The sequence below is a fragment of the Pseudomonas sp. BP6 genome (assembly GCF_017875935.1).
In the GTDB taxonomy this organism is placed as follows: Bacteria; Pseudomonadota; Gammaproteobacteria; order Pseudomonadales; family Pseudomonadaceae; genus Aquipseudomonas; species Aquipseudomonas putida_Y.
Map to the genome: position 1 here is coordinate 4,290,198 of NZ_JAGINI010000001.1, position 19,886 is coordinate 4,310,083.

The 19,886-nt window shown below is 61.8% G+C and carries 17 protein-coding genes; 11 read left to right on the top strand and 6 right to left on the bottom strand.

Going from position 1 to position 19,886, the window contains the following annotated elements; all coding sequences use genetic code 11:
- Positions 1-7 precede the first annotated feature (7 nt).
- From J3A98_RS19490 to J3A98_RS19535, 10 genes are all read left to right on the top strand, one after another.
- The gene (locus tag J3A98_RS19490; RefSeq protein WP_209967863.1) at positions 8-973 is read left to right on the top strand and encodes a TauD/TfdA family dioxygenase; all 966 of its coding nucleotides are present in this window, start codon (positions 8-10) and stop codon (positions 971-973) included.
- Between the two features lie 415 nt (positions 974-1,388).
- Positions 1,389-3,440: a GGDEF domain-containing phosphodiesterase gene (locus J3A98_RS19495; RefSeq protein WP_176683772.1), complete on the top strand. Its 2,052-nt coding sequence runs from the start codon at positions 1,389-1,391 to the stop codon at positions 3,438-3,440.
- A gap of 158 nt (positions 3,441-3,598) precedes the next feature.
- Positions 3,599-4,930 (top strand): imelysin family protein, encoded by a 1,332-nt coding sequence (locus J3A98_RS19500; protein WP_209967865.1) that lies wholly within the window; start codon positions 3,599-3,601, stop codon positions 4,928-4,930.
- Positions 4,931-5,071: 141 nt separating this feature from the next.
- Complete coding sequence (locus tag J3A98_RS19505) at positions 5,072-5,554, top strand: hypothetical protein (protein ID WP_209967867.1); 483 nt, start codon at positions 5,072-5,074, stop codon at positions 5,552-5,554.
- Positions 5,555-5,567: 13 nt separating this feature from the next.
- Positions 5,568-5,954: a hypothetical protein gene (locus J3A98_RS19510; protein WP_020192047.1), complete on the top strand. Its 387-nt coding sequence runs from the start codon at positions 5,568-5,570 to the stop codon at positions 5,952-5,954.
- Between the two features lie 110 nt (positions 5,955-6,064).
- Positions 6,065-7,492: a di-heme oxidoredictase family protein gene (locus J3A98_RS19515; protein WP_209967869.1), complete on the top strand. Its 1,428-nt coding sequence runs from the start codon at positions 6,065-6,067 to the stop codon at positions 7,490-7,492.
- 19 nt (positions 7,493-7,511) lie between these two features.
- Positions 7,512-8,576, top strand: coding sequence for an imelysin family protein (locus J3A98_RS19520; protein ID WP_104960841.1), 1,065 nt, complete (start codon positions 7,512-7,514; stop codon positions 8,574-8,576).
- Between the two features lie 2 nt (positions 8,577-8,578).
- Positions 8,579-9,676, top strand: a complete 1,098-nt coding sequence (locus tag J3A98_RS19525) for a DUF1513 domain-containing protein (protein ID WP_176683776.1) — start codon at positions 8,579-8,581, stop codon at positions 9,674-9,676.
- Between the two features lie 218 nt (positions 9,677-9,894).
- On the top strand, positions 9,895-11,043 hold the full coding sequence (locus tag J3A98_RS19530) for an efflux RND transporter periplasmic adaptor subunit (RefSeq protein WP_209967871.1): 1,149 nt from the start codon (positions 9,895-9,897) through the stop codon (positions 11,041-11,043).
- 12 nt (positions 11,044-11,055) lie between these two features.
- Entirely contained in the window at positions 11,056-14,100 is a 3,045-nt protein-coding gene (locus J3A98_RS19535) for a multidrug efflux RND transporter permease subunit (RefSeq protein ID WP_209967872.1), read from the top strand.
- 108 nt (positions 14,101-14,208) lie between these two features.
- Here the strand turns inward: J3A98_RS19535 and J3A98_RS19540 are convergent, their stop codons facing one another.
- The 5 genes from J3A98_RS19540 to colR form a co-directional block, all read right to left on the bottom strand.
- Positions 14,209-14,439, bottom strand: coding sequence for a hypothetical protein (locus J3A98_RS19540; protein ID WP_021781819.1), 231 nt, complete (start codon positions 14,437-14,439; stop codon positions 14,209-14,211).
- Complete coding sequence (locus tag J3A98_RS19545; RefSeq protein WP_209967874.1) at positions 14,439-15,137, bottom strand: lipopolysaccharide kinase InaA family protein; 699 nt, start codon at positions 15,135-15,137, stop codon at positions 14,439-14,441. The genes J3A98_RS19540 and J3A98_RS19545 overlap by 1 nt, the downstream gene beginning before the upstream one ends.
- Positions 15,138-15,143: 6 nt before the next feature.
- Entirely contained in the window at positions 15,144-15,824 is a 681-nt protein-coding gene (locus J3A98_RS19550) for a class I SAM-dependent methyltransferase (protein WP_209967876.1), read from the bottom strand.
- Positions 15,825-15,931: 107 nt separating this feature from the next.
- Complete coding sequence (locus tag J3A98_RS19555; protein WP_021781816.1) at positions 15,932-17,242, bottom strand: HAMP domain-containing sensor histidine kinase; 1,311 nt, start codon at positions 17,240-17,242, stop codon at positions 15,932-15,934.
- Entirely contained in the window at positions 17,232-17,915 is a 684-nt protein-coding gene (colR, locus tag J3A98_RS19560) for a two-component system response regulator ColR (RefSeq protein WP_003255215.1), read from the bottom strand. The genes J3A98_RS19555 and colR overlap by 11 nt, the downstream gene beginning before the upstream one ends.
- Positions 17,916-18,098: 183 nt before the next feature.
- Here colR and J3A98_RS19565 point away from each other — a divergent pair, with 183 nt between their 5' ends.
- Positions 18,099-18,827: a phosphatase PAP2 family protein gene (locus J3A98_RS19565; protein WP_209967878.1), complete on the top strand. Its 729-nt coding sequence runs from the start codon at positions 18,099-18,101 to the stop codon at positions 18,825-18,827.
- 43 nt (positions 18,828-18,870) lie between these two features.
- Here J3A98_RS19565 and J3A98_RS19570 read toward each other — a convergent pair whose 3' ends face one another.
- Positions 18,871-19,791, bottom strand: a complete 921-nt coding sequence (locus J3A98_RS19570; protein WP_209967880.1) for an iron-sulfur-binding ferredoxin reductase — start codon at positions 19,789-19,791, stop codon at positions 18,871-18,873.
- Between the last annotated feature and the right edge of the window lie 95 nt (positions 19,792-19,886).

Here is a 19,886-nt window from a genome sequence, read left to right on the forward strand (position 1 = left end):
GTTTGAAATGATCGCGCGTAAAAAGTTTGATTCCAAGGACACCCAGGGGATCTCGACTTTTCTTCATGAGCATGGATATTGCGTTATCAAGCCCGAGGACGGTTCACTCGAGGCCTTTCGCGCGGTGGCAGGCAGGTTCGGCCTGATCCAGTTCCATACCAAATCCGACAAGACTGGCGTGGTCGGCGGTGGCGAACCGATCAACCAGGACTGGCAAGCGTTCAGGGACGACTACCATGGCGAGCTGTCGAGCGACTTCTACCCACATACGGATGGCTCGTTCCTCAATGGCATGGCGTATGTCGATGGGGTTGCCAAGAAGATTACTCCGCCCAAATACGTCATTCTGCAGTGCGTCTCCAAGCCGCAGTTTGGCGGTGACAATTTCCTGGTGGATGGGCAGCGTATTTATAATGACCTGCTGGTGAACAAACCCGACATCCTGAAAACCCTGATGACTCCTGGCAGTGTTACTTACTGCCGTGACGATCTGCTGTCGATCGATTGTTCGGTGTTCGAAAAGGTCAACGATAGCAAACTGCGTATTCGCTACCGCTATGACAGCACTGCGTTCAGTCCGGAATGGGCCAGTTCCGCCTTCCAGCATATCCAGGATAACTATTCAACTAACCCGGACTACATCACCAACATCAGTCTGGAACCTGGCGAGATCCTGGTCATGGATAACTTACGGGTATTGCATGCGCGCCATCAGTTCACGGACGGCAATCTGAAAAGAAAAGTCCGTCGCCTGTGGATTGCCGATGACACCTGCATGGTATTCAAGAATATCCTGAACCAGTCGCCGGTGCGCCGAGCGATGTTACCGTTCCAGAAATACAATATTGCCACCGCCGAGAATGCGCCGGCTTTCATCGACTACCGTTGCGGAATCCGGTTTCAGTCGGACACGTTCCTGACCGTGCCTTCCGAACCTGAACAATGGCCGGTCAGCAACGCTCATTGCAAATAACCTTCCCCCTGCCTGCAACGGCCCGCTAGCGCGTCCATTCACAGTGTCTGCCTGATGGCGGATGCTGTGCTCGTCTGCTGGCGTAAACCGGTGGTTGCTTACCCTCACAGGAACCCATCCACTTCTTCGGCCGCGTGCACATCCAGGTCCGCTCCACAGGCCCTCTGCTCGAGGAATGTGCCATGCCTGTGGGGGCGGGCTATCCGCGAAGCAGCCAGCACGTTTTCACCTGCGCCCCACCCGCAAAACGCTTGCTCAGGCCGCATACCACGCTAACATCAAACCTCTGGAAGATTGACACAGCGCATTCAAGTTGCGGGGTCAGGCAACCGATACACTGCTAATGGTCGGCCGGTAGTGTATCGTCATCGTTGATGGCAAAATGATGCCATGCGCATGGATTAAGGAAACCCCATTGAAGCTGGAATTGCGGAACAGCTTGTCGGTCAAGTTGCTCAGGGTCGTGCTGCTGTCGGCGTTGGCGGTTGGCGTCGTGCTCAGCTGTGCGCAAATCATCTACGACACCTACAAGACCCGCCAAGCCGTGAACAATGATGCCCAGCGCATCCTCGACATGTTCCGTGACCCTTCGACCCAGGCGGTGTACAGCCTCGACCGTGAAATGGGCATGCAGGTCATCGAAGGCCTGTTCCAGGACGAGTCGGTGCGCATGGCCTCCATTGGCCATCCCAACGAAACCATGCTGGCAGAAAAGTCCCGCCCGCTGCAGGACATGTCCATGCGCTGGCTCACCGACCTCATCCTCGGCCAGGAACGCACCTACACCACGCAACTGGTCGGCCGCGGCCCTTACAGCGAATACTACGGTGACCTCAGCATTACCCTCGATACCTCGTCCTACGGTAAAGATTTCCTGATCAACGCGGTGATCATCTTCATTTCCGGGGTGCTGCGGGCCATGGCCATGGGCCTGGTGCTGTACCTGGTCTACCACTGGCTGCTGACCAAACCGCTGTCGAAGATCATCGAGCATCTCACCCAGATCAACCCTGACCGCCCCAGCCAGCACCAGATACCGCTGCTCAAGGGGCACGAGAAAAACGAACTGGGGCTGTGGGTGAACACCGCCAACCAGTTGCTGGCCTCGATCGAACGCAACACCCATCTGCGCCACGAGGCGGAAAACAGCCTGCAGCGCATGGCCCAGTACGACTTCCTCACCGGCCTGCCCAACCGTCAGCAACTGCAGCAGCAACTGGACAAGATCCTCGTCGACGGCGGCCGCCTGCAGCACCGCGTGGCAGTGCTGTGCTTAGGCCTGGACGACTTCAAGGGCATCAACGAACAATTCAGCTACCAGGTCGGTGACCAGTTGCTGCTGGCGCTGGCCGACCGACTACGCGCCCACAGTGGCCGCCTCGGCGCCCTGGCGCGGCTGGGCGGTGACCAGTTCGCCCTGGTACAGGCCAATATCGAGCAGCCTTACGAGGCTGCCGAACTGGCGCAGAGCATCCTCGACGACCTGGAAGTGGCGTTCGACCTCGACCACGAGCAAATCCGCCTGCGCGCGACCATCGGCATCACCCTGTTCCCGGAAGACGGCGACAGCACCGAGAAACTGCTGCAGAAAGCCGAACAGACCATGACCCTGGCCAAGGTCCGTTCGCGCAACCGCTACCAGTTCTATATCGCCAGCGTCGACAGCGAGATGCGTCGCCGTCGCGAACTGGAAAAGGACCTGCGTGAAGCCCTGCCGCGCAACCAGTTGTACCTGGTGTACCAGCCACAGATCAGTTACCGCGACCACCGAGTAGTCGGCGTAGAGGCCCTGCTGCGCTGGCAGCACCCGGAGCTGGGCATGGTGCCACCCGACCAGTTCATCCCCTTGGCCGAGCAGAACGGCAGCATCATCAGCATCGGCGAATGGGTGCTTGACCAGGCCTGCCGACAACTGCGCGAATGGCACGACCAGGGCTTCAGCGACCTGCGCATGGCGGTCAACCTGTCTACCGTGCAACTGCACCACAGCGAGCTGCCTCGGGTGGTCAACAACCTGCTGCAAGCCTATCGCTTACCACCGCGCAGCCTGGAACTGGAAGTCACCGAAACCGGCCTGATGGAAGACATCAGCACCGCCGCCCAGCACCTGTTGAGCCTGCGCCGCTCCGGGGCGCTGATAGCCATCGACGACTTCGGCACCGGCTACTCGTCACTCAGCTATCTGAAGTCGCTGCCCCTGGACAAGATCAAGATCGACAAGAGTTTCGTTCAGGACCTGCTCGACGACGATGACGACGCCACCATCGTTCGCGCCATCATCCAGCTGGGCAAGAGCCTGGGTATGCAGGTAATCGCCGAGGGCGTGGAAACGGCCGAGCAGGAAACCTACATCGTGGCCCAGGGTTGCCACGAGGGCCAGGGCTACCACTACAGCAAACCCCTTTCGGCCCGTGAACTGACCCACTTCCTCAAGCAAGCGCAACGCAACCGGGTTTCGGTGTCCTGAGGCCACCTGCCCGGTTACAGGCTGTGCCCCGAATTTACATGAATTGCGCGCCGCCCCTTTACAGCAAATGCAAATCTTTCGCATGATGTTGTAGTTTCGCGTGCCACGGCGCACGGTCCACCCCTTTGGTCCAACCACACGATGCAGGAAAACCAACAATGATTCGAATGCCTCTGGCCTCCGCCAGTCTGCTGGCCATTGCCATCGCCCTCGCCGGTTGCGGTGAAGGCAAGGACGAAAAAGCCGCCGCGGCGCAAGCCCAGGCACCTGCTGCTGCCACCGCTGCTGCGCCAGGCGCTGTCGACGAAGCAGCCGGCAAAGCCGTGGTCAAGCATTACACCGACATGGTATACGCCGTGTACAGCGACTCGCTGAGCACTGCCAAGACGCTGCAGACCGCTGTCGACGCGTTCCTCGCCAAGCCCAACGACGAAACCCTGAAAGCCGCCAAGGAAGCCTGGTTCGCCGCCCGCGTACCGTACCTGCAGAGCGAAACCTTCCGCTTTGGCAACACCATCATCGACGACTGGGAAGGCCAGGTGAACGCCTGGCCCCTGGACGAAGGCCTGATCGACTACGTCGACAAGAGCTACGAGCACGCCTTGGGCAACCCGGCGGCCAGCGCCAACATCGTCGCCAACACCGAGATCCAGGTGGGTGAAGAGAAGGTCGACGTCAAGGACATCACCCCCGAAAAACTGGCTGGCCTGAACGAGCTGGCTGGCTCCGAAGCCAACGTTGCCACGGGCTATCACGCCATCGAATTCCTGCTCTGGGGCCAGGACCTGAACGGCACCGGCCCAGGCGCAGGCAACCGCCCGGCATCCGACTACCTGGAAGGCCAGGGCGCTACCGGCGGCCACAACGACCGCCGCCGCGCCTACCTGAAAGCGGTTACCGACCTGCTGGTCACCGACCTCGAAGAGATGGTCGGCAACTGGGCACCGAACGTCGCCGACAATTACCGCGCCAAGCTGGAAGCCGAGCCTGTCAACGACGGCCTGCGCAAGATGCTGTTCGGCATGGGCAGCCTGTCGCTGGGCGAACTGGCGGGCGAGCGCATGAAAGTTTCGCTGGAGGCCAACTCGCCGGAAGACGAGCAGGACTGCTTCAGCGACAACACCCACTACTCGCACTTCTACGACGCCAAGGGCATCCGCAACGTCTACCTGGGCGAGTACACCCGTGCGGACGGCACCAAGCTGACCGGCCCTAGCCTGTCGTCGCTGGTCGCCAAGGTTGACCCAGCCGCCGATGCAACCCTCAAGGCCGATCTGGAAGCCACCGAGGCCAAACTCCAGGTGATCGTCGACCACGCCCTCAAAGGCGAGCACTACGACCAGCTGATCGCCGCCGACAATGCTGCAGGTAACCAGGTCGTGCGTGACGCCATCGCCGCACTGGTCAAGCAGACCGGGGCGATCGAGCAGGCCGCGGGCAAGCTGGGCATTGCCAACCTGAACCCGGACACTGCGGATCACGAGTTCTGATCCCACTGTAGTGCTTCATCGCAAACGCCCGGCCTTGTGCCGGGCGTTTTCGTTTGCTGCCGGGTAAAACGCTTCCCGCTGCCTGGCGCGCGCGCAGATGCTCATCCTGTAGGCCTTCGATCAAACCTAACAGGAGGCACAGTGCTGCAGATTCTCGATGTCTGGGGCGAAGGCCGAATCGTCCAGCGCATGAATGGGGGAGACCTCGTTACCGGATTCAACGATGCCTACAACCTGAACAAGGCTGGCCAGCTCATCTCCAACGGGCCGTTGGCAGGCGGGCACATTCCCAACCTCATTGTCGTATACGAATACGATGCTCCGGACTTTCCCCTCGACGACCATGCAGTCCCTCACGTGACACTGATGGGCGCCCCGATCACCCGCCATGTGGCCGAGGAAATGTGCCGGGTAGTTGCTCGCCCCGGCAAGATCTACCTGTACGACCCCAACGAAACCGACCGCCGAATGTTCGAAGCGGTCGCCATTGACCAAGGCCTGCAGCTGCTTGGTCGCTTTCATCCCGCCGAGCTCGACCCCCCGTTCAACGAAATCACCTTGCTCGCGGCCTATGTCTATCGCGCCCCGACTAGCCCGTTACCCCGCCCGAAAACTGAACATTAAAAGGAAACAAAACATGGCCAACGTCACCTACTTGCGCTCCATCGCCAATAACACCCCTTATACCTTGACCCTGATCGACGGTGAAAACCGTAGCAACAGCCTGGCAGTCGGTGCCCAGCACGTCTGGAATGGCTCGCTGGCCATCCCGTGGATCGGCAGATCGACTGAGAACCACAAGGCCTTGCGCCTGATCCTCGGCCCGTCTGCCGACACCAGCATCTGGATATTCCAGGATTACTGGCAACCTGCGCACATGGACGCAGTCAAGTGCATTACCGCCTCCTCCATGGAATACACCAGCGAAGAAGTCATCGAGGTCACCGGCGATAATCGCGGTGGCGGCAACAAGAACCTGATCGTCAACCTGGTCAACCGACACTTCATGCTCTATATGGCCTGAGCAGGAGCGCTCGCAGCGATTTCATCAAGCAAACGCAAATTGCTCTTATTCAATGATCCTGGGCCTGCTAAGCTGCACGCCGGTTTTTTCGCTCACGCCCAGGATTCTCGATGTCCTTGTCGCTGTCCCGATTCCCCCCCCTGCTGCTGGCCTGTGCCCTGGCCGCCTGTGACGACGCCCCGCGTTTTACCCACGCCGAGCCCGGCGAAGCGTTGTCGGGTGGCAAAGCGACCGTGCAGCGCAGCGACCGCAATGCCTATTCCCTGCCCTCGGCCAACCTCTCGCCAGAGCTGCGCCTGGACTTCGCCGTTGGCAACAGCTTCTTTCGCAACCCTTGGGTGATCGCCCCGTCCACCACCACCGCGCGTGATGGTCTGGGCCCGCTGTTCAATACCAACGCCTGTCAGAACTGCCACGTGCGCGATGGCCGTGGCCACCCGCCAGAGCCGGGCGACAGCAACGCGGTAGGTATGCTGGTGCGCCTGTCGATCCCCGACCAACCCTACCTGGCCAAAGTGATCGAGCGCCTCGGCGTGGTGCCAGAGCCGGTCTACGGCACCCAGTTGCAGGACATGGCCATCCCCGGCGTGGCACCGGAAGGCAAGGTGCGGGTGAGCTACACCCGCGAAACCGTGTCATTCAAGGACGGCCACCAGGTCGAGCTGCGCAAGCCGGCCCTGCAAATCACCCAGCTCGGCTATGGTGTGATGCACCCCGACACGCGCTTTTCCGCGCGGGTGGCACCACCGATGATCGGCCTGGGCCTGCTTGAGGCTATCCCCGAAACCGACCTGCTAGCCAACGAAGACCCGGACGACCGTAACCGCGATGGCATCCGCGGGCGGGCCAACCGTGTATGGGACGACGCCCAGGGCAAAACAGTGATCGGCCGGTTCGGTTGGAAAGCCGGGCAGCCCAACGTCAACCAGCAGAACGTGCACGCCTTTGCCGGCGACATGGGGCTGACCAGCACCCTGCAGCCCAACGACGATTGCACCCCGGCACAAACCGGCTGCCTGGCTGCGCCCAACGGCGACGGTGCCGATGGCGAAAAAGAAGTCAGCGACAACATCCTGCGCCTGGTCACGTTCTACACCCGCAACCTGGCTGTGCCGGCCCGCCGCGACGTCGGCTCGCCACAGGTACTGGCGGGCAAGAACCTGTTCTACCAGGCGGGTTGCCAAGGTTGCCACACACCGCAGTTCACCACCGCCGCCGACGCCGCCGAACCAGAGTTGGCCAACCAGGTCATCCGCCCCTACAGCGACCTGCTGCTGCATGACATGGGCCCGGGGCTGGCCGACGAGCGCACCGAATTCGCCGCCAACGGCCAGGACTGGCGCACCGCGCCACTGTGGGGCATCGGTCTGAGCGAAACGGTCAGTGGCCACAGCCAGTTCCTGCATGACGGCCGCGCCCGCAACCTGCTTGAAGCCGTGTTGTGGCACGGTGGCGAAGCCGAGGCGGCACGCAACTTCGTACTCACTTTCAATGCCGAGCAGCGCGCCGCGTTGCTGGCGTTCCTGAACTCACTTTAAACGCGCAAAGGAGCCGGGCATGTTCCGACCCAAACTGTTGTTCACAAGCCTCGCCGCACTCGCCCTCGGTGCCTGCTCGCCACAGGACCCGCAAGCAGTGACCTCCGCCGCCATCGCCAACCAGGTGATCCTGCCTACCTACAGCCGCTGGGTCGAAGCCGACCGTACGCTGGCTGCCAGCGCCCTGGCCTACTGCGAAGGCAAGGAAAGCCTGGACAAAGCCCGCGCCGACTTCCTCAACGCACAAAAAGCCTGGGCTGAGCTGCAGCCGCTGCTGGTCGGCCCGTTGGCCGAAGGCAACCGTGCCTGGCAGGTACAGTTCTGGCCCGACAAGAAAAACCTGGTCGGCCGTCAGGTCGAGCAACTGGTCAACGGCGACAAGCCGGTTGATGCTGAGGTCCTGGGCAAGTCCAGCGTGGTGGTGCGTGGCCTGTCGGCCTATGAGTACATCCTGTTCGACAGCAAGCCGGACATCGCCACTGCCGAACAGAAAGCCCGCTACTGCCCGCTGCTGGTGGCCATCGGCGCGCACCAGAAGGCCTTGGCAGAGGAAATTCTCAAAGGCTGGAACAGCACCGACGGCATGCTCTCGCAGATGACCAAGTTCCCCAACCAGCGCTACGCCGACTCCCACGAGGCTATCGCCGACCTGCTGCGCGCTCAGGTTACCGCCCTGGACACCCTGAAGAAGAAGCTCGGCGCACCGATGGGCCGTCAGAGCAAGGGCATTCCGCAGCCGCTGCAGGCCGAGGCCTGGCGCAGCCACAACTCGATGAACAGCCTGCAGGCCAGCCTCAAGGCCGCCGAAGCCGTCTGGGTCGGGGTAGACAACCAGGGCCTGCGCGGCCTGTTGCCCAGCGATCAGAAAGCGCTGGCGGACAAGATCGACGCCGCCTACGCTACCTCGCTCAAGTTACTGGCCGATAACCAGAAAACGCTCGGTGAGCTGCTGGCCGACGACGCCGGTCAGCAAACCCTCAACCAGATCTACGACAGCCTAAACGTCGTCCACCGCCTGCACGAAGGCGATCTGGCCAAGGCGCTGAACATCCAGCTGGGCTTCAATGCCAACGACGGTGACTGATCATGCTGCGACGCCAGGCACTCAAACTCGGTAGCGTATTGCTCAGCGCCCTCACCTTGGGCGGCTGGAGCCTGTTCCGCAACAAAGGCAGCGAACCCTTGCTGCTCTCGGCGCGTGACAACGGCGACGGCCAGCACTATGCCGTAGGTTTTCGCCTGGACGGCACACAGGTGTTCAGCACGCAGGTCGCTCAGCGTTGCCATGCCATCATCCACCACCCCGAGCAGCCAATCGCCCTGTTTGTCGCCCGCCGCCCTGGTACTGAAAGTTACCTGATCGACCTCCGTGACGGGCGCCTGCTGCAAACGGTAGCCTCGCAGCCGAACCGGCACTTCTATGGCCACGCCGTCGTGCACAAAGGCGGCGAATGGCTGTATGCCACCGAGAACGACACCACCGACCCGGGGCGCGGCGTGCTTGGCGTGTACCGTTTCGAAGGCGAGCGCCTGGTACACACTGGCGAGATCCCGACCCACGGTATCGGCCCGCACGAGGTTGCCTGGCTACCCGACGGCGAAACGCTGGTCGTGGCCAACGGCGGTATCCGTACCGAAGCCGAAAGCCGTGTCGAGATGAACCTCGACGCCATGCAACCGAGCCTGGTGCTGATGCAGCGCGACGGTACCCTGCTGAGCAAGGAAACCCTGGCCCAGCAGATGAACAGCGTGCGACACCTGGCAGTGGCCAGCGATGGCACCATCGCCGCCTGCCAGCAGTTCATGGGCGATGCCGATGAAACTGCCGAGCTGCTGGCGATCAAGCGCCCGGGCGAGCCATTCAAGGCCTTCCCGGTGCCGGAGCGGCAACTGCAAGCCATGGCCCAATACACTGCAAGCGTTGCCATCCACAGCGAGCTGCGGCTGGTGGCGCTGACTGCGCCGCGGGCCAACCGCCTGTTCGTCTGGGACCTGGACAGCGGCGCGGTGCGGCTGGATGCCCCGATGCCCGACTGCGCAGGCGTTGGCGCGGTGAAGGACGGTTTTGTCGTCACCTCCGGGCAGGGCCGCTGCCGGTTCTACGATTGCCGCAAGGCCGAACTGGTCGGGCAACCGATGAACCTGCCGTCCGGCTTCTGGGACAACCACCTGCATCTCGTCTGATTGTTCTGTTGCACTCACTGGCCTTCTCGCCGCTAAAGCCGATCCAACAAGGTTCTACACAGTCCCTGTAGGAGCGGCTTTAGCCGCGAAAAGGCCGGCACAGGCATTTCACGCCCCTCCTCCCGAAAAACAGTCAATACTTCCCCCATTCACACGTGGGCAGGATCGCCCGTTGTCGTGTTGAAGCGAATAACAACTGCATCCAAGGAACCGGACCTATGCTGCGCCGCCGCATGCTCATCATGTTGGCCGTGGTTCTGCTGATCGTGCTGGCCCTGGGGGGGTACAAAGCCTTCTCGATCTACCAGCAGATCCAGATGTTCACTGCCCCCAAGCCACCCATCACCGTGGCGGCTGCCATGGCCGAACAGCGCCAGTGGCAGGAGCGCCTGCCCGCTGTCGGCAGCCTCAAGGCACTGCAGGGCGTGGACCTGAGCCTGGAGGTGGAAGGCATCGTCAAATCCCTGCACTTCGACTCAGGCCAGCGGGTCAAGGCCGGGCAACTGCTATTGCAGCTCAACGATGATCAGGAGACAGCCCTGCTCGGCACCGCCCAGGCCGACCTGGGCCTGGCCAAGGTCGATTTCGGCCGAGGCAGCCAGCTGGTTGGCGATTCGGCCATCTCCCGCGGCGAGTTCGATCGCCTTTCCTCCCAGTACCGGCGCAACCAGGCAGTGGTCGAACAGCTCAAGGCGCAGAAAATCAAGAAGAGACTCAATGCGCCTTTCAGCGGCACCATCGGCATCCGCCAAGTGGACATTGGCCAATACCTGGCCGCCGGCACGGTGATCGCCACCCTGCAAGACACGTCCAGCCTGTACGTGGACTTCAACGTGCCGGAACAGGCCCTGCCAGACCTGAGCCTGGGCCAGCAGGTGCTGGTGCATGTGGCCGCCTACCCGGGCCAGCGCTTTCCCGCCAGCCTCAGCGCCATCAACCCCAAGGTCGAGGAGACCACGCGCAACCTGCTGGTACGCGCCACCATGGCCAACCCCGACGGCAAACTGCTGCCAGGCATGTTCGCCAGCCTGTTGATCCTGCTGCCCAACCCGCAGCCGCAAGTGGTGGTGCCGGAAAGCGCCATTACCTACACCCTGTACGGCAACTCGGTGTATGTCGCCTCACCGAAAAAGGACGAGAACGGCAAGCCGGAATACGACGACAAGGGCCGACCCCAGCGGGTCGCCGAACAGCGCACGGTGCAGACTGGCGAGCGCCGAGACGGCGTAGTTGTGGTCAGCGAAGGCCTGCAGGCTGGGGAACAGGTGGTCACCGCCGGGCAGCTGAAACTCACCCCCGGTGCCGCGATACGCATTGGCCAGGACAACGCCCTAAAGCCCGAACCGGGCGCAGCGGCCAAGGACTGACAGGAGGCTGGCATGGCGTTCACCGACCCGTTCATCCGCCGCCCGGTGCTGGCCAGCGTGGTCAGCCTGCTGATTCTGCTGCTCGGCTTCCAGGCCTGGAACAAGCTGCAGATCCGCCAGTACCCACAAATGGAAAACGCCCTGATCACGGTCACCACCGCCTACCCCGGGGCCAACGCCGAAACCATTCAGGGCTACATCACCCAGCCATTGCAGCAAAGCCTGGCCAGCGCAGAAGGCATCGACTACATGACGTCGGTGAGCCGGCAGAACTTCTCGATCATTTCCATTTACGCGCGCATTGGCGCCGACAGCGACCGGCTGTTCACCGAGCTGCTGGCCAAGGCCAATGAGGTGCGCAACAAGCTACCCCAGGACTCAGAAGACCCGGTACTGAGCAAGGAAGCTGCCGACGCCTCGGCGCTGATGTACGTCAGTTTCTACAGCAAGGAAATGAGCAACCCGCAGATCACCGACTACCTGTCACGGGTAATTCAGCCCAAGCTGGCCACTTTGCCGGGCATGGCCGAGGCGGAGATCCTCGGCAACCAGGTGTTCGCCATGCGCCTATGGCTGGACCCGGTAAAACTGGCCGGTTTCGGCCTTTCGGCTACCGACGTGACCAATGCCGTGCGCCGCTACAACTTCCTTTCTGCCGCTGGCGAGGTGAAGGGTGAATACGTGGTCACCAGCGTCAACGCCAGTACCGAGCTGAAGTCGGCCGAGGCGTTCGCCGCCCTGCCGCTCAAGACCAGCGGTGACAGCCGCGTGCTGCTGGGCGATGTGGCGCGGGTCGAGATGGGCGCAGAAAACTACGACACGGTCAGCTCGTTCGACGGTACCCCATCGGTCTATATCGGCATCAAGGCCACCCCGGCCGCCAACCCGCTGGATGTCATCAAGGAAGTGCGGCGCATCATGCCAGAGCTGGAAAGCCAGCTGCCCTCGGCACTGAAAGTGTCGATTGCCTACGACGCCACGCGGTTCATCCAGGCCTCGATCGACGAAGTAATCAAGACCTTGGGCGAAGCGGTGCTGATCGTCATCGTCGTGGTGTTCCTGTTCCTCGGTGCCCTGCGCTCGGTGCTGATTCCGGTAGTGACCATACCGCTGTCGATGATCGGTGTACTGTTCTTCATGCAGATGATGGGCTATTCGCTCAACCTGCTGACCCTGCTCGCCATGGTGCTGGCCATCGGCCTGGTGGTGGACGATGCCATTGTGGTGGTGGAAAACATCCACCGGCACATGGAAGAAGGCAAGTCGCCGTTCGACGCCGCCCTGGAAGGCGCGCGCGAGATCGCTATGCCTGTGGTGTCGATGACCATCACCCTTGCCGCCGTGTATGCACCGATCGGCTTCCTCACCGGGCTCACTGGCGCGCTGTTCAAGGAGTTTGCCCTGACGCTGGCCGGGGCGGTGATCATTTCAGGTGTCGTTGCCCTTACCCTGTCACCGATGATGTGCGCCCTGCTGCTGCGCCGGGAGCAGAACCCGAGAGGCTTGGCCCACCGCCTCGACCAGCTGTTCGAACGCCTGAAGGAGCGCTACCAGCGCGTGCTGCACGCCACCCTCGACAGCCGGCCGGTGGTGCTGGTGTTTGCCGTGATCATCCTGTGCCTGATTCCGGTGCTGCTCACATTCACCCAGAACGAACTGGCGCCCAACGAGGACCAGGGGGTGATATTCATGATGAGCAGCTCGCCACAGCCGACCAACCTTGACTACCTAAACGCCTACACCGACCAGTTCACACCACTGTTCAAGGCCTTCCCCGAGTATTATTCGTCGTTTCAGATCAACGGCTTCAATGGCGTACAGACCGGCATTGGTGGTTTTTTGCTCAAGCCTTGGGACGAGCGCGAACGCACACAGATGGAGCTACTGCCGCTGGTGCAGGCCAAACTCGAGGAAATCAGCGGGCTGCAGATCTTCGGCTTCAACCTGCCGTCGTTGCCCGGCACTGGCGAGGGCTTGCCATTCCAGTTCGTGATCAATACCGCTGGCGACTACCCGGCACTGCTGGAAGTGGCCCAACGCATCAAGACGCGCGCTCAGGAGTCGGGCAAGTTCGCCTTCCTCGATATCGATCTTGCCTTCGACAAGCCCGAAGTGGTTGTGGACATCGACCGGGCAAAGGCGGCGCAGATGGGGGTGTCGATGGACACCATAGGCGGCACTCTGGCGACCCTGCTGGGCGAGGCGGAAATCAACCGTTTCACCCTTGAGGGCCGCAGTTACAAGGTGATCGCTCAGGTTGAGCGGCCGTACCGCGACAACCCCGGCTGGCTGAACAATTACTACGTGAAGAACGACCAGGGCCAGTTGCTGCCGCTGTCGACCCTGATCACCCTCACCGATCGCGCTCGCCCACGCCAGCTCAACCAGTTCCAGCAACTGAACGCTGCGATCATCCAGGGCGTCCCCATGGTCAGCCTGGGCGAGGCGCTGAAGACCGTGGAAGACATCGCTCGCGAAGAGGCACCGGAAGGCTTTTCCTTCGACTACGCCGGCGTGGCCCGTCAGTACGTTCAGGAAGGTAGCGCATTGTGGGTCACCTTCGGCCTGGCGCTGGCGATCATTTTCCTCGTGCTGGCTGCGCAGTTCGAAAGCTTCCGCGACCCGTTGGTGATTCTGGTGACAGTGCCGTTGTCGATCTGTGGCGCGCTTTTGCCGCTGTTCCTGGGTGTGTCGAGCATGAACATCTACACCCAGGTCGGGCTGGTGACTTTGATCGGGCTGATCAGCAAGCACGGTATCCTGATCGTCGAGTTCGCCAACCAACTACGCGAGGAGCGTGGTCTGAGTGTGCGCGACGCGATCGAGGAAGCAGCGGCCATTCGCCTGCGGCCGGTGCTGATGACCACGGCGGCGATGGTGTTCGGCATGGTGCCGCTGATTCTGGCAACCGGGGCGGGAGCGGTCAGCCGTTTTGACATCGGTATGGTGATTGCCACCGGGATGTCGATTGGCACGCTGTTTACCTTGTTTGTGTTGCCGTGTATCTACACCCTGCTGGCGCACAAGGCGAGCGCCAAGGAACCTGCAATCGCTTGAGCCGACCTGTGGGAGCGGGCATGCCCGCGAAGAGGCCGGCAACGCAGCCGCAAAAAGCCAGAGGCCCCGCAATCGCGAGGCCTCTGGCTTTTCACGCTAACGCAGGGTTCAACCGAATGGTCGCAACCCTTGACGCAAGCCAAACAGGAACAGCAAAAGGTCATGGTCCGGCTCAGTCCGGGCCTGCTGCGGTTTTGCATCCCGCGGCAACGCGCACTGGTCTGCCATTTCTGCCTTGCTGAACACCGTCGGTCTCGGCTCTTCCCAGGCAGCCACCGCCACGGTGGTCACCGCCAGGCCAGCTACCAGGAACAAAGCTCGAGCAATTTCTAGTTTCATTACTCTAACCCTTTGACAGCGCTGCCAAACGCCATCTTGTAAAAGTAGAGCAGCGTCCGCCATTCCGCGTCATTGAGCGACGAATGGCGGCGGAGCTGACGCAAGTCATTGCCGGCCGCACGCTGGCAACTGATACGCCGCCTGCACTTTTCCAGGTCCAGCAGCGCCACTTCGACGCGGGCCTGCTCGCCCTCGCCGATCACCTTGATGAATACGTGCTTGCCATACAGGCAGCCGTGTTGCCAGTGCCCCAGGTGCATCCGCGCCAGGTTGTCCGCCAGGTCCTTGAGCATGCGCTCATGCACCACCTGCGGGTAATGCTCGCGGGCACCTTCGGCATGCCAGGTGTCGAGTTCGACAAAACCGTCCAGCGCTTCGCTGACCAGCAGCGCGCGCCACTGGTGCTCGGCATCGCGCTGCGCGCCACAGAAGACAATGCGCGGTACACGCACACCCAACTGCTCGAAACTGTTCAGCGCATCGAGTTCACGCAATACGGTCGGCCGACCAAAAGGGTGCAACAGGCTGCGGTAGATATGCCCAACCTGGCGCTTGGCATACAACAGCTTGCCATTGCCATCGTTGAGGCGTTGCACGCCACTTTCGCCGCCGCGGCGCTGGTTAGGCTCCTCGACCCACTCGCCTTGCTGACGCCAGTAAAAATCGAACCGCGATTCCCCTTTATGGGCTACAGCCATCAAACACTACCCCTTACGCAATACGTAGACTCGCCACATGGCATAGAACGGCAGGAAGTCGAGGCGTTCCTGGATTCTGAAGCCGGCGACCCTGAATTCTTCTTCGACCGTTTCGGCAGGTAACACGAAACGGTTCTGGTAATTATCCTGTTCGGCCTTGGCGCTACGGCGCTGCTCCAGCTTTTTCCGGCGCCAGGCCTTGAAGTTTCCATCCACCCACAGGGACAGGATCACACTATCACGGCTAACCCGTTGAAATTCCGAAAGAATGGTCTTTCTGTGCGCCGACTCGCCAATGTGATGGAACAAGCGCATGCAGAAAATGCTGTCCACGGCGTTATCTGGCAGGTCGATGGCAAATGCCGAAGTCTGCAAAGGCCGTACCCGTGCCACCACTTCTGGCGGTTGCGCCGCACAGGCTGTCTCAATCATGGCCTCGGAGTTGTCGGCACCGATGATTACCCGATTGGGCTTTTCCGCCAACAGCGGCCAGAAACGGCCCGCTCCGCATGGCAGATCGAGTACCAGGCCAGGCTCGCCCGCCAATGCCAAGGCGCGGCGCGCCAATTGCTCATCTCGCTTGTGGGAAAGGCGTCGCGCCAGGCCGTCCTGGTGCTTGAGAAAGTACTCGCGCGCATGGTCTTTGTCGTACTTCTCGGAAAATTCAAGCTTGATGGGGCTACGCATTGGGCATCTCCTGACTCCATTGCGCCCACATTAGGTATGCAAGCGTTGGAATCAGGTCATGCCAGTGTGAAAAAAACGTTGAGTACCAGTTGACCTGATACAAGAAATTACCCGACCAAGGCGTCCGGGTCACCTTTGGCCGCGGTGTTGCTCAGGTCCACCTGGAAGCGGCAGCCATGTGGCAAGGTGGATGTCAGGGTGACACGCCAACCCTGGTCGTCACAGATCCGCTGTACCAGCGAAAGCCCCAGCCCCAGGCCCTCGCCACGCCGTTCATCGCCGCGCACGAACGGCCTGAACATGGCCTCGCGCTGCTCTTCGGGGATACCCACGCCGCTGTCTTCTACGCTGAAACCGTTGGCTTCCAGGCTCAGGCGGATATACCCACTGTCGGTGTAGTGCGCAGCATTGCGCAGCAGGTTGCCCATCACCGACTGCAGGAAGGTGGCGTTGTACAGCACAGGGCTAGCACTCACGCGGCCATCGAAATACAGGGTGAGGCCTTTCTGTTCGATGGTGTCGCGCCACACCCCGATGAGCTCATCGGCCACTTCGCGCAGGGTCGCCCGTGACGCCACTGCACCCTCATCACGCTGCGCCCGGGCCAACATGAGGAAGGTCTTGACCAGCTCGCGCATTTCTTCGGTAGCCCGCGCAACCCGCTCCACCTGGCTACGCGCGCGGGCATCAAGGCCAGGGTTTTCCATCAGAAGCTCACACGAGGTAGCCAACACCATCAACGGCGTGCGTAGCTCGTGGCTGACATCGCTGGTGAACAGCCGCTCGCGGGTCAGCGCATCACGCAAGCGGCCCAGGGTGTCGTCGAAAGCCACTGCAAGCTGGCCGACTTCGTCTGCCGCATAATCCGGTGCCAGCGGTGGGGCCAGGCCCAGTAACTGATCGCGGTGGCGCACCTGACGCGCCAGCCGGATGACCGGAGCCATTACCCGACGTGCAACCAACCAGCCAAGGATGACCGCCAGCACCAGGCTGAGCACGAAGCCCACCACAACCACGGCAAACAGTATGCGCTCGCGCTCCTCGAAGTCGCTCTGGTCCTGCAGCAGTACATAGCGGCGACCATCGACGATCTCGACCATGGCGTGGTACGACAGCTGGTCTCGGAACACCTCGTGGAAACCGCGGTCGAGGTGACGCAGGTCCTTGGGTAGCTCGAAGTCGTCACGCCCACCACTGAAGTAGAACAGCTGATCTGGGCGAGGCCGATGACTCCAGTCACTGACGCTGTCCATACGCAGCAGGCGCTGCAGATCACCGCCCAGTACAGAAGAAATCAGTCGCTCCTCGACCAGATGCACCGTGGCGACGATACCGAATGCGAAGGCCCCGGCCACCAGCGCGCTCATCAGGGCAAAGGCGATGATGATGCGCTGGGCAAGACTTTGCTTAAACTCCATCGCGGCCCTCGGCGAGGCGATAGCCGACGCCATGGACGGTATGCAGCAACGGTTTCTCAAACGGTTTGTCGATCACCTGGCGCAGTTGATGCACATGGCTGCGCAGGCTGTCGCTATCGGGGCAGTCATCGCCCCACAAGGCTTCTTCCAGCACCTCGCGGCGCAGTACGTGCGGGCTTTTCTGCATCAGTACCGCCAGCAGCTTGAGACCGACCGGGTTGAGCTTCAGCAGGCGACCCTGGCGGGTAACCTCCAGGGTATCGAGGTCGTAGCTGAGGTCAGCCACCTGCAGGGTACGGCGCCCACCGCCCTGGGCACGGCGCAGCACCGCTTCGATGCGCGCCGCCAGCTCCGACAGGGCAAATGGCTTGAGCAGGTAATCGTCAGCACCCGAGCGGAAGCCTTGCAGGCGGTCGTCCAGCTGGTCACGGGCAGTGAGCATGATCACCGGCGTGTCACGGCGGGCATCTTCGCGCAGGCGCTTGCACAAGGTGTAACCATCAATGCCTGGCAGCATGATGTCGAGTACGATCAGGTCGTAGTGCTCGGTGGCAGCCAGATGCAGCCCGGACAGGCCATCCTGGGCACAGTCGACGGTGTAGCCTTTCATGCCCAGGTAATCGGCCAGGTTGGCCAGGATATCGCGGTTGTCTTCAACCAAAAGAATGCGCATCGGTTTCTCCTGTGCGGCGCTTCTCGCTGTGGTGCGCGGCAGGCGCAGCTTAAGGCCAATGCCTGCACGGTGCCAGCCCTTGGGAAAATTCACCCCACTTGACAGTTTTTTCACTGATCCTTCACGGACACAGGATAGCGGGCGGCCGAAAATACCCGCTCTTTTTCGCGCCCTGGAGCCGTCATGCAGCAACGCACCCGCCCTCGCCCGATCAACGTCTGGCTGTACCTGGGGATTCCCCTGGCGACTGCGCTGGCCCTGATCCTGCTGGAACTGACTTCAGTCGACATGGATGTCGCCAACCTGTTCTTCGACCCCGCTGCCGGGCAGTTCATTGGCCGCCACAGTTACCTGTTGGAAAACATCCTGCATGACCGGGTCAAGCAAGTGGTGATTCTGTTGGGGGTGATATCGCTGCTGACCTTTGCCGCGAGCTTGTTCTGGAAGCGCCTGTTTGGCTGGCGCCGTGAACTGGGCTGCCTGGCGCTGGCGCTGGGCTTGTCCACAGCGTTTGTCACGCCGCTGAAAAAAGTCACCCAGGTGCAGTGCCCTTGGAGCCTGACCCAGTTTGGCGGCACCGAAACCTACAGCAAGCTGCTGGAACCACGGCCGCCTACCGACAAGCCTGGGCTGTGCTGGCCGGGCGGGCATGCAGCGACCGGGTTCTGCCTGTTCGCCTTGTTCTTCATGCTGCGTGATCGCAAGCCGCGCCTGGCGCGGGTGGCCTTTGTAGTGGCCTTGACAGCAGGGTCGATACTGTCGGTGGGCAGGATGATGCAGGGGGCGCACTTCCTGTCGCACAATGTGTGGACAGCAGTGTTCTGCTGGTTGATCGGACTGGGGTCGTATTACCTGGTTCTCTATCGGCGGGCGCAGGCCGAGGTGCCCGTCGCCGAGCACAGCGCCGCATGAAAGAGGGGCCGCTTTGCGGCCCTTCGCACTTCAAGTGCTACCCTCAGGCATGCTCGACGAACACATCAGCAAACACCTGTCCCCGCGGTACCCCTGCCATGAACATGCGCCGGGCAAACCGTTCGACACTCCCCGGCGCCCCACACAGCAGCGCCACCGTCTGCCGCGACAATAACCGCATCCTGGCCAACGCTTCATCCAGCTGCTCCGCCAGCACCAGCTCGACACTCACCCCTGGGAGCTTCAGCAGCGGCTCCGCCAGGTAGTGCCCAGCCTGATCGCGCGCCACATGCACCACCCGGATTTCGCCCCGATGTCCCCGGCGCAACGCTTCGCGCAAGATACCCCAGAGCGGCGCCAGCCCGGTTCCCGCAGCCAGCAACCACAGCGGCCGCTCCTGCCAATCAGGGTCGTAATGAAGGGCTCCGCCTCTGAACTCCCCCAAACGCATCTCATCGCCGACCCGCAGACCACGCGCCTTGTCGCAAAAGGCACCAGGCCGCTGGCAATCGATATGAAACTCGAGAAAATCATCCTCGCCTGGCAGGCTGGCCAAGGAATAAGGCCGAGCAACCGCGCCTAGCCACAGCACCACGTGCTGCCCCGCCTGGTAACGCACCACCCGATCGGGCCGCAACCGCAGGCGCAAGACATCGCCAAACCATTCCAAAGCGCAGACATGCGCCGGTACGCCACCCTGCTGGGGGTCGTATAGCGCCACACGCAGGTCCTCGACCACCCGGCACTGGCAAGCCAGACGCCAGCCCTGGGCGTGTCTCTCCAATGCCAAAGCCTCGGGCAAAGCGTCTGCCGGTTGCCCGTCCAGGCAGCGCACCAGGCAGGCGTGGCAACTGCCCGCGCGGCAACTGTAAGGCACATTCAGTCCCGCCTCGTTGAGGGCATCGAGCAGGTTGCTGCCAATGGGCACCAGCCAGCGGCGCTCGCCCACGCAAATTTCGGGCATGTTCGGTACATCTCCTGCTGTCCAAGGCTCACTGTAAGCCAAGCAGAGCACACCAGCAAAATAGATGCCTGCGCGCTGCCGACCATGGTCCAGAC

Bases quoted from the DNA above. Each gene is read 5' to 3' on its own strand.
- J3A98_RS19565 (WP_209967878.1), top strand. From the start codon at position 18,099: ATGCAGCAACGCACCCGCCCTCGCCCGATCAACGTCTGGCTGTACCTG.
- J3A98_RS19555 (WP_021781816.1), bottom strand. From the start codon at position 17,242: ATGGAGTTTAAGCAAAGTCTTGCCCAGCGCATCATCATCGCCTTTGCC.
- J3A98_RS19570 (WP_209967880.1), bottom strand. From the start codon at position 19,791: ATGCCCGAAATTTGCGTGGGCGAGCGCCGCTGGCTGGTGCCCATTGGC.
- J3A98_RS19490 (WP_209967863.1), top strand. From the start codon at position 8: ATGATCGCGCGTAAAAAGTTTGATTCCAAGGACACCCAGGGGATCTCG.
- J3A98_RS19550 (WP_209967876.1), bottom strand. From the start codon at position 15,824: ATGCGTAGCCCCATCAAGCTTGAATTTTCCGAGAAGTACGACAAAGAC.
- J3A98_RS19530 (WP_209967871.1), top strand. From the start codon at position 9,895: ATGCTGCGCCGCCGCATGCTCATCATGTTGGCCGTGGTTCTGCTGATC.
- J3A98_RS19510 (WP_020192047.1), top strand. From the start codon at position 5,568: ATGGCCAACGTCACCTACTTGCGCTCCATCGCCAATAACACCCCTTAT.
- J3A98_RS19535 (WP_209967872.1), top strand. From the start codon at position 11,056: ATGGCGTTCACCGACCCGTTCATCCGCCGCCCGGTGCTGGCCAGCGTG.
- J3A98_RS19525 (WP_176683776.1), top strand. From the start codon at position 8,579: ATGCTGCGACGCCAGGCACTCAAACTCGGTAGCGTATTGCTCAGCGCC.
- colR (WP_003255215.1), bottom strand. From the start codon at position 17,915: ATGCGCATTCTTTTGGTTGAAGACAACCGCGATATCCTGGCCAACCTG.
- J3A98_RS19545 (WP_209967874.1), bottom strand. From the start codon at position 15,137: ATGGCTGTAGCCCATAAAGGGGAATCGCGGTTCGATTTTTACTGGCGT.
- J3A98_RS19520 (WP_104960841.1), top strand. From the start codon at position 7,512: ATGTTCCGACCCAAACTGTTGTTCACAAGCCTCGCCGCACTCGCCCTC.
- J3A98_RS19500 (WP_209967865.1), top strand. From the start codon at position 3,599: ATGATTCGAATGCCTCTGGCCTCCGCCAGTCTGCTGGCCATTGCCATC.
- J3A98_RS19540 (WP_021781819.1), bottom strand. From the start codon at position 14,439: ATGAAACTAGAAATTGCTCGAGCTTTGTTCCTGGTAGCTGGCCTGGCG.
- J3A98_RS19515 (WP_209967869.1), top strand. From the start codon at position 6,065: ATGTCCTTGTCGCTGTCCCGATTCCCCCCCCTGCTGCTGGCCTGTGCC.